Here is a 16298-nt window from a genome sequence, read left to right on the forward strand (position 1 = left end):
TTTCCCCCATTTATTGTATTTATCTTTTAACTGTTATGAAGTTTACATACGGCATCCCTCCGAACAATCTTGGGTTTGTGCTGGAGATTACATAATAGTATGTACCATCTGGAACGTATTTATCTTCTTCAACTCTCACACCAGTGTTAGATGTTCCATCCCATCCGTTAGGGCTATTTACATCAGTTCCTTTTGGATAATCTTTGAAGTAGTTTTCTGTTTCGAAAACCAAATGACCCCATCTGTTATATATGTAAACCGAGATATTATCATCCTCTGTCAGTGTTATTTTGTTCTCTTTGTCTTTGATGACAAGTACATCGTTCTGACCATCGCCGTTTGGTGTTAGACCGTCATATACTATGACACTTACAGCCGAAGTATCCTCAATTGCTGGCACCAAAGTGATACCAGTAGGCTCGTTATCATTTCCAGGATTGCCGTCGTTGTTTTTGTCAGCTAGAGCTCCAGAGTTAGATTTATCAGATACCAATATCGTATCAGACAAGGCTGTTCCGCTAACGGTATTTAGATAGGTCTGTGCCTCAGAGTCATTATTAATGACTTTCACTTTGAATGTCAAAGTATCGGACTGACCTGCCGCAAGTGAACTTTGGTTAGCAATAAGCATAGTCTTAACCGTATCACCGTCATATTTAGCATTTACTTTCAACGTGCTGCTATCATTAAGTGTTGGCACACCCATCAATACAAACTGTGTTTTGTTACTAAATACATCGGCCAAGTCATCTGTCAACTGAACGCTATCTAGTTTAGTAGTTCCAAAGTTTTTCACGATTACTTTGTAAGTCAATAAATAGCTTCCATCCGCACTTCCCAGAGTATCAACTGACTTAGCTATACCCAGTGGAGTAATTGGTGTCAGATCAAGAAGACCTGTGAAGTCAATTACCGTAGGGTCTGAGTCATCAGTAGGATCACCAGACAAATCATCATCTGGATTAAGACCTGTTACTGAGGCGTCTGATACTGAACCTCCATTGTAGTAACCTATAGCCAATGCAATGTTTTCATATTTCAATGTATCAGCCATGCTCATGTCAACTCTTACCACCAAGCCAACTGACTTAGAGGTATAAAGTGGCAATGTACTTAAAGAATCTGCCAAGATATTTATTAATTCTCCTTTACCTGTGTAGTTGGCATTAGCTACTAAACCAGTTTCAGGGTCTTTGATATAAACAGAGTCAATGATGACTTTGTCTCCGAAGGTATAAGCCAGGTTGTCTTGCAGTTGAACTTTCGTAAACGGCACGATACCGTAGTTTTTCAATACAAAACCAAACTCAATATCAAACACCTTTGGTCTGTTTGGTACCTTGGTGATACCTACTAGGTTTTTAGCAAGACCAATAACTTCATCAAGAATATTATCGTTGAAGTTCAGAATGGTAGGATTAGAACCTGCTGGTGCTGGGTTTATTCCATCATTAGAAACATCTGAAACCACTTGTCCACTTGGACTAGTTGAGTTAACGGTTATGTTGTTTCTAAATGGTCCATTGTTGCTATTCAACTTAATATTAATTGTCCATCTTAAAGTATCGGTTTTACCAGCTGCTAAGCTGCTTGTGGCAGATTTGAGCAAGCAAGTGTTGGTTATACCGTTGAACGTTGTATCGGCAGCCAATGTACTTCCACTGTTTGTGAATGGTTTCACCACTACTTTCACCTCTGTAGGAGATGAGAAGGTATTGCTGAGTGTATCACAGATAGCCACATTGGTGAGAGCAAGGTTGCCACAATTTCTAACAATAGCCTGGTAAGTGATATTGTAAGTACCATCTTCCAGTTTTGTTTTATTTATTGAAGTAAGTGCTAGACCTACACAAGTATTGATCTCAGAGCCTTGATTTTGCGAACCAAATATCAACTGTGTTGGTGTGCTTCCTGGAATATTTGGATTAACACCAGAGTTAGATACATCCGTAACTGTCGAGGTTGTTCCATTTGTAAGTGTTCCTGTTCCGTTGGCGATCGCCTGGTTCTGGAACTCTTTCTTGCCACCCGTTACTAAGTTAATAGTGAACATAATGGTATCTTGTTTACCAACTGCAAGCTTACTCGTTGGCAATGTCAGTCTGGTATCAGAAGTACCATTGAATGCATTGTTTGGAGCCAACAAGCTGGTTAGATTAAGCCCTGGAGTTCCGACCATTGTGAATGATGCTGGAGCACCGAAGTATTTAGATAGTGTATCTGTTACTATTACATTGCTCAAATCTAAAGAACCATTGTTTTTCACAATAGCTTGGAAGGTAACGTTGTAACTTCCGTTTGTTTGCTTAACTGTATCCTTAACAGCCAACACAATAGCTATACTTGGTGACTTGAACAGTTTAACCACTGTAGGATCAGCCAATGCTTTCACTACCACACTACCGTCATTAGAAACATCTGACACGTCTTGAGCAATACCGAAGGCTGTCATACCTACACCTTTAGCTATGGCATTGGTAGAATATGGTCCTTCCGTACCCATAGGCAGTAGATTTATGACAAACACAACGGTGTCTGTTTTACCTACCGGTAATGTGCTGGAAAGTTTATTCAGAACAGCAATGTTAGAAGTTCCATTGTAGCTATCGTTACCCACCAAGGTGCTTGTAGCATTTGGAGTTGGTTTTTGTATTATGGTAAATGTAGTAGGACTTGGGAACATCGTGCTTAGGTTCTCATCCAACTCAACACCACTCAATGCCACATTACCACAGTTTTTAAGCAATGCCGTAAACTTGATATTGAAGCTTCCATTAGATTGTCTGATCGTATCAGCTTTGAAAGCTGTAGCGATACATGTTTCTTGACAAGTTGTACATTCAATGGCGAAATCGTCTGAATTGTTGCTAGTGATTGGGTCATTCTGATCAGCAGAAACCTTGTTCACAACGTTATTCACATTGCCTGCTTTCGAGAGCTTGGCAGTGTAAGTGTAAGTATTGGTCGCACCCACTACAAGAGTAGGTATTACTATCTTCAGATTAGTACCCTCTGTCAATAAACCAGGGGTTCCTCCCTGTACAACCAATCCCTCAGGTAACTCATTCATCACGACTACATTTGTAGCTGTAGCTGGACCATTATTTTTAACCTGAATGGTATAGATAACTTCGTCACCAATAACTACACTTGTTTTGTTTCCAGAGATATTGACTTGAATATCGGCATCACCTGCTACTACATTACAGTTATCTATAGAAACAGTAATGGCTGATGATCCGCTATAACAACCTGTTAACGTTTTCTCAAATACATAGTAAGTACCTGCTCCAACTGCATTGGTTGATGCTAACATCGCGGAGTTAGGATTATTTTCTACATGGTACTCAAACACACCTCCAACCGTAACTGGAGAGCTGGTAACTTTAGAAACCAAGTTAACCGTAGTGGTTGGACAAGTATTTGTTGCTTGAGCAACAACTGTTGGTGCTGCAATAGAGCTACTCAAATTAACTTGAGTAACCGCCGAACTAATCGATCTACAGCCTCCAGCGTTCACGTATTGTACTGTGTACGAACCTGGCGTTTTAACCAATATACTTCTAGTAGTTGCACCATTGCTCCACATGTAAGTATTGGTACCGCTTACGCTTGCTGTCAACAATACCGAGTCTCCCAAACAAATAATTGGAGATTTGTTAGTAGTAATAGTTGGCACTGCACTCACACCGTTGATAGTTACAACTTTCGAAGAAGTAGCCGCTTGGCATGGACCTGCATTGTCAGGATCATTGGTGGTCAATGTTAAAGTAACCGTACCATTTGTAATATCCTGAGCAGAGAAGAAGTATTTAGTAACTGGAGTTATTGAGTTTTCAAATGTTCCAGTTCCGTTGGTAGTCCATCTAGAAGAATTCGCAGCTCCACCTATAGATCCGTTCAGTGTAATGTAATCATTAGTTACACAATAGGTCTCATTTGCACCAGCTGAAGCTGTGGCTGGAGATGTGACACAATTTACAGGAGGCTCTTGGCAGACAACTATTCCTACATTTATTCTTGAACCTTCGCTGAAACAACCATTACCAATTGAGGCAAATACGTAGTATGTACCAGTTGTGGCTATTGATGTAGGGTTAGCTACTACAGGTGATTCAGGAGTAGAACCTGATCTGTAAACGTAGGTTCCACCAACCGGTGCGGTACTTGTCACAGCAGTAGTAAGATCAACCGTAGTATTTGGACATACATTTACCAAGTCTCTAACGGTTGGTTTTGCTACTCCAGTACCTGTAACTACTACAGAAATAGAGTTAGACTGACCGCTTTCACAAATACCTGCATCACAAACTGCAAAATAAGTTGTCAAAGTAGTTGGACTGACAGATATAACTGTTCCTTCCATACCATTAGACCATTTAACAGTTCCAACACATCCAGCGGCTTCTAATGTTGTAGAACCACCTGAACATATAACCGTATTGTTACATGTAACTATTGGAGGAATTGGATTTCCAACTGTGATAGTAGCCGCACCTGAAACAGGACTTACACAGTTTCCAATAGTACAGGTGGTAGTATAAACTGTTGTAACAACTGGGTTTATTGTTAAAGTAGTACCTGTGGCAGTCGTATTGTTATAATTCCAGGTTACTGTACCTTCACAACCAATGGCTGTCAATACAAGAGATTCTCCAAGACAAATTCTGTCGGCACTACATGTGATAACAGGTGCGTTCGGAATTGGAGAAACAGTAACCGAGATACTGTTTGATGATGGGCTATCACAATTTTGATTTGCCGATCTACAAATGGCCGAATAAGTAGTATTTACCACCGGACTAACCGATATCTGACTAGTGGTCATACCATTAGACCAAAGAATATTTCCTGAGCAATTTGTTGCATTTAAAGTCACACCAGAGCCATTACATACTACTGTTCCGTTGCTCGTAATTACTGGTGCAGCTAGTGCTCCAACATTTACGGTAACTGAGTTTGAAGCTGGACTGACACAAGTACCGGCAGTACATGTTGCACTGAAGGTCTGGGTAGTACTTACAGTCAAAGTCTGGGTAGTTCCTGTTTGACCATTTGACCAATTTACTGTTCCTGAACAACCAGTAGCTGTGAGGGTAACCGAACCAGCTTCGCAAAGCCCAGAAACACTTGAACTAACAACAGGAGCCGTTAAAGAACTATTAGATACATTGATAGTAACTGAAGATGTACCAATACAAGTACCAGAACCACAATTAGCTGTATAAGTGGTCGTTGCATTAGGACTTACAGTGATGCTACTTGCAGTTGCACCTGTGCTCCAAACCAAGCCCGAAGCACAATTTGCCGCTGTAAGCGTCACTGCTGTTCCGCTACAAACATTGGTATTAGATGCTGTAATCGTAGGGTTAGTAGCCGTACCCACAGTTATAACCTGAATAGCTGTTCCAGCACAAGTTCCTGTTCCACAAGTAGCTGTATAAGTACTTGTTTCGATAGGACTAACAGTAATGCTAGCAGTAGTTGCCCCCGTATTCCAAACCAGACCAGAGGCACAATTTGAAGCGGTAATGGTCACACTTTGACCAGCACAAATGTTGCTGTTGCTTGCAACAAGTGTTGGAACATTCTGAGAAACTACATTTATTTCCTGACTTACCGATCTCAAACAAACACCCGTTCCGCAAGAAGCAGTGTATGTTGTATTGACTGTTGGATTCACCGTGATGGCGGCCGTAGTAGCACCATTGCTCCAGGTAAGACCTCCAGAGCACCCTGATGCCGTTAAGGTAGTGCTTTGTCCAGCACAAATAAATGCGTTAGATACCGAGATTACTGGAACCTGAGCATTCGAAACATTTACAGTTATACTCGCAAAGCCAGAGCATGAAGGTGTTCCACAAGACGCTGAATAAGTTGTAGTATTTGCTGGTATTACTGTTATAGAATTTCCAGTAGCTCCTGTGTTCCATGTTATAGTTGATGCACAATTGCTAGCTGTCAATACCACAGAAGTACCCGCACATACATTATTAGTTGAGGCTGCCAAGGTTGGTGCTTGACCCGAGCCTATGTTTATAACTTTAGAAGCTGTACCCACACAACCTTCAACCGTACAAGTTACAGAGTAAGTTGTTTGAGCAGTTGGCGATACATTTATTGAAACCGAAGTTGCCCCTGTGTTCCACAATAAAGTTCCAGTACAATTAGACGCAGTCAAGGTTACATTTCCACCAGCACAAACTGTTTCAGAAGAAGCCGTAATTGTTGGTGTTTGCGTAATAACCGTGATAAGAACTGGCACCGAAGCTGGACTTACACAACCATTGATTGTACAAGTGGCCGAATAAGTAGTATTAACAGTTGGTCTTACAACCATTACGTTTCCGACAGAGCCATTTGACCAGTTGACAGTTCCCGTACAATTATGAGCTGTAAATACTAAACTATCGCCTGCACAAATTCTCTCTGCACCGCAAGTTACTATTGGAGCAGCAGAGTTAGACGTAACATTAATTGCAATTGTCGCAAATCCACTACAGCCAGTTCCTGTTGCACAAGTTGCTGTGTAAGAAACAGACATTATTGGGCTAATATTAAACGTACTTCCGGTACCCAAAGCCACTGAAGGATTTGAAGTCAGCGACCAAGTAATGGTGCCTGTACAGTTGCTAGCTGTTAATGTAATTGGCGTATTAGCACAAACATTGTTAGCAGATGCGGTAATGGTTGGTGTCATGCCAAGCCCTCCAACGTTTATCGCTTTTTGAACTGTAGCAGCACAAGTACCTGTTCCACAAGTTACTGAGAAGGTGGTGGTTACAGTAGGAGTTACTGCAATAGATAGCGTTGTTGCTCCATTTGACCATAATATACCTCCAGTACAGTTACTTACAGTTAGAGTTACAGGCTCGCCTCCACAGGTATTGTCTTTAGAAGCCAATATTGTTGGTGTTTGTGATGTACCTACATTTATTATCAATGGAGTCGAAACAGCACTCACACATGATCCTACAGCACAAGTTGCTGTGTAGCTTGTGGTCACCAATGGAGAAACGGTTATAGATGCTCCAGTTTGACCAGTTGACCAAGTAACTAAACCTGTACACAAAGCGGCATTCAAATTAGTGCTCTGTCCAGAACAAATATTGGCATTAGATGCAGTCAGAACTGGTGCTACTGGGCTTCCAGTTAAGGTAATACTTACAGAATTAGAAACATTACTGATACAACTTAATGTACCGCAGGTGGCTGTATATGTTGTTACCGGAGCGGTAGGACTAACTTGTATAGAAGAACCCAAAGTACCATTTGACCATGTAACTGTTCCAGTACAACCAGTGGCAGTCAATGTTACAGAACCACCAGCACAAACTGTACTAGATGAAGCTGTAATCAATGGCGGAGCTATGGCATTTACAATTATTTGAATATTATTAGAATTTGGACTAAAACAAGTTCCTACTTGACAACGAGCATTGTATATGGTTGTTATAGAAGGACTTACTGTAATGATATTTCCTGTCATACCGTTAGACCAAACTACTGTTCCATTACAGCCAATAGCAGATATAGAGACACTTTCTCCAGGGCAAATATAAGGGTTAGCACATGAAATCAAAGGAGTAGTAGGATTACAAGGTGCTTGAACGGTGATAGTATTGATATCATCATCGTCTTCGTTTCCTCCATTATTTGGTGTAGAGTCAGGATCCAATTGATCTGACTTGGTTACTTCTGCACTGTTTACTATGCTTCCAGAACCAGTAACAGTTGCCAAAATATAAAACTCATCAGAAGAGCCTGCTATTATATTAGAGAAAGTTGCAGTGGCAGTACTTCCTGTAGCAAGGTTAACATCAGCACCTGTAACTGATACCAAAGTAAGGCCCGCAGGAAGAATATCTTTCACTTCAACATTGGTAGCATTATTTGGACCAGCATTAGAAACTCTAACGGTGTAAGTAATATTATCCCCTACAGATGGAGACGAATTACTTACCAGTTTTTGCAAACTTAGGTCAGCCATTGGATTTGGAACAATAACATTGATAACCTCGTCGTCATCGTCGTCCTCGTTAATGGTTACTCCGTTTCCTGGTGTTGAGTCACTGTCTCTTTGATCTGCCGCTACAACTTCTGCCACATTAATGATGCTTCCAGAGCCTATTGCTCTAGCCGTATAAGTAAAGTATATTGTTTGACCCGAAAGTATCGAAGGGATTGTGGCTGTTAAGAGACCACTTGTATTTGTCAAAGTTGAACTAGATACAAATTGTAAACCAGAAGGTAGTCTATCTTCAATTCTCACGTTTGTTGCTAAATCAGGACCTGCGTTAGTTAACTGAATGGTGTAAACAATGTTATCATTTAAGTTCACAGTACGTTTGTCAGCTGTTTTCAATAACGACAAGTCTATTGTTGTTGCACAGCTTTTGGCAACCACTGTCACCAATGTAGGATTGCTATAACATCCAGCACCAGATTTCTCAAATAAGTAATAGTTTCCAGCACCAACCGCAAGTGGATTAGTCACCAACGGTGATGTAGGTAAGAATCCTGTATGCCATTCAAATACTCCACCTGGGGTGGTTGTACCGTTAATAATATGTGTATTCAGATTTGTGGTTTGACCCGTACAAACCTCCACCAAGTTTCCACAAGTTGGATTTTGTGGTCTTTGATTCACAACCAATGCTACTGGTGTACGATCCGTAGGACAACCAGGAGCCACAGTGCTAAGTTGAGCATAATATACAGTGGTAGTAGTTGGGTATACCAATCGGTTCTGACCACTGTTTGTAGTAAACAATGGCGTGCCACCTGAAGGCACCAAGTACCAGTTTATAGAAACACCATTAGAAGAAGTTGCAACCAAATAAGTAGAATCTCCCGAACAAATATCACTGTCTAAAGCAGAAATACTGATGATGTCGGCACAACTTGGAAGGTAGAATCCAGCGTCAATAGTTTGATTGTACTGACCGGCTACCAACACATAAGTTGCTGTTTTGCCAGAGGTAACATCTGCATCACTGTCTAAATTATCATTTGCTCCTGTATTAGGCGTACTTGAGGTGTAACCTGAAGGTTTTCCAAAAGACACTACATAAGAACCGGGAGCTAAATTGCTAAATAAATATTGTCCGTTGATGTCTGTAGTAGTAGTTGCTACCACAGAACCATCAGGTCTTTCTAATGTAACATTTACACCAGAAATGCCTGTTTCGCCCACATCTTGAATTCCGTTTTGGTTAGCATCTAACCATACGAAGTTACCAATAGAAGCAGGAGCTATAACCGTAATATCTGAATAATCTGAATCGTCTTCATCTCCACCAGTTTTACCATTTTGAGTGATAGCATCATCAACTGATATACCGTCGTTCGCAGGATTATTGTCTGGGTTTGAGTCAATATCTGTAATAGTCTCACCAGCTGGGCCTTTGGCATCACTGATTTCGGCAGAGTTGCGTATAGCACCACCTGCAAATGTATTGCTAACTACAAAATCAATAGTAAGAGGAACCATCTGACCAGCCAAAATAACCATGTTTGGATTATTGTAAGTGGCGGTGGCACCTGTCTGAGTCCAGTCGGCATCAGCCAAAACCAAACCTGCAGGTATATAATCTGTAATTTTCACACCTGTGGCCATAACTGTACCTTGGTTGAAAACATCGATTTTATAAGTAACTGTTGAACCTGGATATAGAGGTCCCGTAGTTAGATTGGTTTTACGCAAAGCCAAGTCAAATACAGGAACAGGACTTACGTTTATAGCACTGATGTCAGAATCGTCTTCGTCTCCACCAGTTTTACCATTTCCTGAAATATTATCATCTTGGGCCGCACCGTCGTTGCCACTGTTAGCATCTGGTGTAGAGTCGACGTCAGTCAATAATTCTCCCAATGGACCTCTAGCTGAAGATATTTCGGCAGAGTTAGTAACTAAACCTGTGGCAGCCGGAGAAACATTAAAAGTAATACTTACGCTAGTAGTATCACCCGCAGTTAATAATGCTATTGGTGTCACCAATGTGGCTATAGAACCAGCAACTGTCCAATTCGGATCGGCCAAAGTAAGTCCGGCCGGAATGTAATCTGAAACCTGAATATTGGTGGCATTTACATTTCCTTGGTTAAATACGTCTATGTTGTAGGTTACTTGCCCGCCAGCTACAACACTTGTTGCTACAGAGGTTTTTCTTAGAGCAAGGTCAAATACAGGAGCCGGAGTGACTGTGATATTACCGATATCGGAGTTGTCATTATCACCACCCGTTTTACCGTTTTCATTAACAACATTATCTTTTGGCGTTCCGTTATTGTTTGGATTATTGTCTAAATCAGAGTCAACATCTGGTATGATTTCTCCCAAAGGTCCTCTTGCCGATGAAATTTCAGCCGAATTAGATAAAGCCCCAGTGTATGTTGGAGAAACATTAAATGTGATGGTTCTTGAAGTAGAAGCCCCCGCTGCCAATGAGGCAATCGGAGTTACCAAAGTGGCCACTCCGCCAGATTGTGTCCAATTGGCATCAGCCAAGGTTAAACCTGTTGGAATATAATCCGAAAGTTGGATGGCCGTAGCGGCCACATTTCCCTGATTGATAACATTAAGTGTATAGGTTATTTGACCACCCGCAACCACCGTTGTTACATTTGGTGTTTTGGTAAACGCCAAATCGAATATTGGCCCTTGAATCAAGATAATTGGGCAACAACCAGTGGCAGAACAAGTAGTAAGTGAGGTAGTGAAAGTATAACTACCAATACCACGAATGGTTAGGGAGTTATCAACGTTGACAGTCGCCTCAGGAGTAGTTGGCCCAATTGGCTGACTGTTTCTAAACCAAACAATCCCTGTTCCATAGGAAAAGGGAGCTGGTACTTCTACTGTATATTCATCACCTGCATACCACTCAATCGGAACCGAGAAACATGAGGTGGCTATGTCGTCTTCTGTTAAATCTGTATCCCCCGGCACTGAGTCTATGTCTGTATCGGGACTTGAGAGAACCTGTGCAATGTTAAAGAAAACACCTGGTGCGGTGGCCACCCCATTTATTTCTAATCTTACTGAGTCGCCTCCAGCCAGAGAAGGTACCGTCCATAAACCAACACCAGAAGTGCCATTGTAAGACCATGAACCGCTAGTCTGGGTAGTCGAAATCGAACCTAAACCAGTGATTGGAACTTTGTTTTCAACAACTATATTGGTGGCCGTAGTATTACCTTGGTTAACCAAATATACAGTATATTTAATAGCACCACCTGTAGAAGGCGTTGCATTGCTAACACTTTGTTTAACAGCCAAATCCACTTCAGCGGCACGAACAAAACTACTCAAAGAAGTCAGCAGAATTATTGCTGACAGGCCTATTTTGTATGTTCGGAATATGTCTTTGAACCTATAAAGCCACCTATCGTTCCTATCTAAATACAAATGAGAGCCCAAACTAATCCAGATCTCTAAGAAATTAGTAAATTTTGTTCGGGAGGAAAGCTGTTTCATAAACTGGTGAAAAATAAATTTGTAGATGTTTTTTCCTGTTAATACTAACATTAAGACATTGTTTATCATAAAGTTGTGTTTTTCAGTTTCGCCATCATTTTGGGTTTCGGTAAGAGGAATCAAGCTATTTGGGCAGTTTCCTTCATTGCCCATCTCGCTTTTCTGAGATGCACCTTTATATTCGGCCACATCAAGCGGCTGATTTTGGAGTGTACAAAATGATGACTTCATTGCGTATATTTTTTTCATTTCTGAAAAACTAAAATCCTTAAAATAAATAGTTTTAGAACCGACTAAAGCCAATATGCCCTACTCGCAACTATCATGTATCCAAAACTATGCCAATTAGAAAAAAAAATACACTTATTTGGTTTGGCAAAATTTCAAGAATGTAATACGCTGGTAATGTGTAACTTGCAGAAATGGATTTTTTTAATAAAATTACACCGCTTGATAATATTTTGGATAGGAAATATAAAAAAAATACAAGAAACATAGCAGCTAAAACTATGCCAAAAGAATCCAATAAAATTTATTAATCGATGCCAAATAGATTTGAATGTACTAAAAATGAGGTGGAGTTTTTTCCAAAAATTAGAAGTCTTTTCCAATGGAAATGTACAACTTAGGTTTTGAAAATGCTTTATCTTCCTTTCCTACGGCATAATCAGCTTTAACAAAGTGGAGTTTTTTCCAAAAATTAGAAGTCTTTTCCTATGGAAATGTACAACTTAGGTTTTGAAAATGCTTTATCTTCCTTTCCTACGGCATAATCAGCTTTGACAAAAAGGCCTAAAATAGTGGTTCTAAGACCTAATCCCGTACCCATCAAAAAAGGGTTTTTGAAGTTGGTTACTTCAGCAAAGAAAGGACTTATTCCGTCTGTACCAATAAGAATGGTGTTGAGGCTATTCTGTCTGCTGAAAGGCCCCTTATTACCATTCCAAGCTGTACCTATATCATAAAATGCAACCATCTGAAGGCTTCTTAGAAAGGTGCTAGACATGGAGCTTCTTGGGAAATATTCTGCCAAATATCCCCTTAGTTCAAAGTTGGTCAAGATGTAATTATTGCCAAATAATCGAGCAAAGTCAAAGCCGCGAAGTTGACCAGGAAAATTATAAAACAGGATATCTCTAAAGTCGCCAGCAGGTCCAGGTAATAGGCCTTGGGCATCATAAATAGAGCGATTTACGGTATTCTCCATCCCTCCTAGGTAAGAAAATTTGGGTGAATTGCCCATGCTCTTACCAAAGTTAAATCTCCCAGCTAAAACCAAACCTTTGACTAACTTCTGATAATGCCTAAGGTCGAGATTTAAGCTTTCAAAGTTCTGTTTGGTATCTTTAAAGCTGATGTTTTTCTCTACACCAAATTTCCCACGAGTACCGAGATCTACACCGCTGGAGTTGGCAAGAGTATTGTCAAAGACCAAATTCACACCAGCAGAAAGATAAAGATTATTGAGGTTTTCACGACCGGGAAGTTCATAATCAATGTCCGTGGCTTTTAAAAACGATGGCGTAAACTCAAATTTGAGATTTTCGGAAAAAGGATAAACTACACTAGCTGAGAACTTCTGCGATATAATTCGCCTTGACAACAAAATGGTTTTGTCTGCTTGCGGATAAATTTTTATAGGTCGGAACAAATAATTATTGTCCTCATCTATACCATCAAAATTGATAGAACGCTTCTCAAATTTAAAGATGTAATCTATTTTTTTAGCAAAATTGCCATAGGTAAGTGAGTAATCGTAGTTCTTAAAGAAAGGAGCCGACGGTCGGACGTATGTCTTTAATGTAAGTACATTGTTTTCTAGCAAATCATTAAACATTAACTTATATCCCACCCCAAATCTTCTCGCAGGGTCTATCAATATCCCCAAATCGTTACCTCCTGAAACCAACAAATTGTTGTAGGCCTTCACAGGACTAAGTTTAAACTCATCTGCTGATTTCTTTAAACCCTCTCTTTGTCCATTGCCTACAAGTATATTTGGAGAATCATCTGTTTTTTTCAAAAGCTTATACTGCTGAATATTGACCTCGTCAAAAACATAATTATCTGTGTCAATTTCTCCATTTTTGAGGTTCAAGAGCACATTTGGCGTGCTAGGCTGAGCTTCTTCCACTTTCACGACTTCCTTTTTCTGCTCTCTTTCTAAATTACCTTCCAAATAGAACGCCTGCCATTCTCTTTGAAACTTTGAAAAAGATAAGCCCAAAGTACTGGTTATGCTGGACTGCTCGTTTCTGATAATTCTGGTTAGATTAAGAATATTAGAAATGTTGTCCTTCCCGTACTTAATGGCAATATAATGCCATATCGACTGCCCAATTATTTCCGCATCTTTACCTCGCAATTGCGAAAGTTTCTGGTTTCTATTTTCGGCGATTACTTTCTTAAACTGTTCATATTTAACAGAATTATCAGCCTCAGCAATATATGCCGAGATACCACTTATGTACCAATCGGGAACCATAAGTAGCAATTGACTTTGAACCGCCTCTTTCAAACTACCACCATATAGCATGTCATAAACAAACAAATTGGCGATTTCTTTGATCAATTTATTATAAAAAAGGGAGTCGCTCTTTTGATAAGGAAGTTGAACACGGGCTTTGGAGAGATTTAAGATGCCGCCGTCTAAATCCAGTGGAGCAGTGTTACCTATGTTACTTTGTCTTTGATCCTCTGGTGAATTATAAATGAAGACTTTCATGACCGAAAAAGGTGTATAGCCCAAGGTTTCGGTTATTTTTTCAAATTCTTCTTCGGCTTTTTTTGCAGCTTTACGGGCCAAATCCTCACCACCTCGGTAGAAATTAAACTCGAAATTGTTGCTTTTAATGGTTTTCCAATCGAACCTTTTCTTCTGAATCTTACTTTTCCCAAATTCTTCTCCCGTAACGCCATAATATCGCTGCGAAAAAGCCACCGAACTTAGAAAAACAGATAATACCCCAGTAATAAGTAATGTTTTTATAGACTTCATTAGTTTAAGAAAAGGTCAAAAAATCGTACTAAACCAGTTAATAATTACGAATATAACGCATAATGCCTTTCAATGTTTGCTTCGGGATTAATATCTTTTTGTATAAAAATGAAATCTAAGAGCTGTTTTACAAAATATGGTGCCAAAGAAACCCCTTTTGTGCCTAGACCATTAAATACAAACATATTTTTGTGATGAGGGTGTTCGCCCACAATGGGACGTCGGTCTTTGGTTGAGGGCCTCACTCCTGCCTGTTGAGCCAAAATCTCAAATTCAATATTTAGTATTTTTCGTGCATTTGTCACTAGCTCGTCTCGACCCCGTTCAGTAGCTTCAAAGTCAAGCTCATGCCAACTATAGGTAGCTCCAATCCGTATTTTGTCGTTACCCAATGGCATTATCCATTTACCCTGGTTAACTATAGACTTTATTTTATAGTTATTTACTTTGGCCAAAACACTCTCTCCTTTTACAGGATTAAATGGTAGCCAATGAAAATACGGATTCTGGGTTGCATAAAAACCTTCACAAAAAATGATTTTCTCAGCAAAAATATCATTGTATCGGAAACCTGAATTGTCAAGCATCAAATCTTCATGAACGAATTTTGACTCTACAAAAGACTCTTTTTCCAAAAGCTTTTCTTTGATTTTGGCGAGCATTGCTGGTACATCTAACCAACCTGCCTTTTGGGTATACATGCCACCCAAGTTGACACTAAAATATGGAGAATAGTCCGTAGGGTTATCTTGAACCTCCAGATAATCCTGAAGTTGATGTTTTTCTATTTGATTTAGAAAATTTACCTTACTTTCTTGGTTTGCAAAAGGCCTAAACAAACCCGTTTGATGAAAAAAACTCGCTTTAAACTCCCTTTCTAAGCCTCGATAATAATCAAACAACAGGCCAAAAAGCTCATCGATTAACCAAGTTTTTGCCAAATACTTGCCTGTAACAGGGTTCACCATACCACCAGCAACCATACTCGAGGATTTCATGGTAGGATCCCCAAAAACCAATATATTCTGTCCTTTATTGAGCAATTCATTCGCCAACAAGGAACCCGCAAGTCCGTTTCCTACTATTATGAAGTCGTATTTTTTCAAGCCTTCCATTTTTTAAGCACCACCATGTCGGCCAAAAGAATAACCTGATCTACCTGCTCATCGAGCGTCATATAAGTGGTATCTATCACTACCGCATCATCGGCCTGTTTTAATGGACTTTCGGCACGCGTACTGTCAATAACATCTCGACCTTTGATATTTTCTAAGATCTCTTCAATATCTAGCACCTCGCCCTTTTCCATGAGTTCAATTTGGCGGCGTTGGGCTCGTACAAGTGGATCTGCAGTCATGAAAATCTTGAGTTCGGCTTCAGGAAAAACAACCGTACCTATATCTCTCCCGTCCATAACTAGGCCCTTTTTCTTGCCCATTTTTCGTTGCTGGTCTACCATGGCGTGCCTAACAGCTGCTATGGCACTCACCTCGCTCACTTTGTTGGCTACATATAATTTCCTTATTTCATCCTCCACATTTAGTCCATTGAGATAAGTCTGATTTTGTCCTGCAGAATTAATCCTAAACTCTATGCTAATGTTTTCCAAAGCCTTTTCCACCTCTTTTGGGTTGGAAAGTGACACATGATTTTGAAGGAAATAAAGTGTTACCGCCCTATACATTGCTCCTGTATCTATGTAACTGTAAGCCATGTTTGCGGCCGCCTTTTTGGCCGTGGAGCTTTTTCCGCAAGAGGAATGGCCATCTATAGCTATTATAATTTTTGACATAATTCTGTTCTTTTGAAAGCCACTTGTAA

Annotated in this window: 4 protein-coding genes; all 4 read right to left on the minus strand. The window is 40.1% G+C overall.

The genetic code is table 11. From position 1 onward, the window contains the following. Positions 1 to 19: 19 nt before the first annotated feature. Entirely contained in the window at positions 20 to 11728 is an 11709-nt protein-coding gene (locus EGI31_RS24995) for an SdrD B-like domain-containing protein (protein ID WP_255039936.1), read from the minus strand. 451 nt (positions 11729 to 12179) lie between these two features. Continuing rightward, on the minus strand, positions 12180 to 14477 hold the full coding sequence (locus EGI31_RS25000; protein ID WP_255039937.1) for a BamA/TamA family outer membrane protein: 2298 nt from the start codon (positions 14475 to 14477) through the stop codon (positions 12180 to 12182). 44 nt (positions 14478 to 14521) lie between these two features. Continuing rightward, positions 14522 to 15592, minus strand: a complete 1071-nt coding sequence (locus EGI31_RS25005; protein ID WP_255039938.1) for an NAD(P)/FAD-dependent oxidoreductase — start codon at positions 15590 to 15592, stop codon at positions 14522 to 14524. Further along, positions 15580 to 16269 carry a (d)CMP kinase gene (gene cmk, locus EGI31_RS25010; RefSeq protein WP_255039939.1) on the minus strand — a complete coding sequence of 230 codons (690 nt, stop codon included), beginning with the start codon at positions 16267 to 16269 and terminating at the stop codon, positions 15580 to 15582. Before cmk ends, EGI31_RS25005 begins: the two co-directional genes overlap by 13 nt. Between the last annotated feature and the right edge of the window lie 29 nt (positions 16270 to 16298).

This window comes from Lacihabitans soyangensis (genome assembly GCF_024343775.1).
GTDB lineage: Bacteria > Bacteroidota > Bacteroidia > Cytophagales > Spirosomataceae > Leadbetterella > Leadbetterella soyangensis.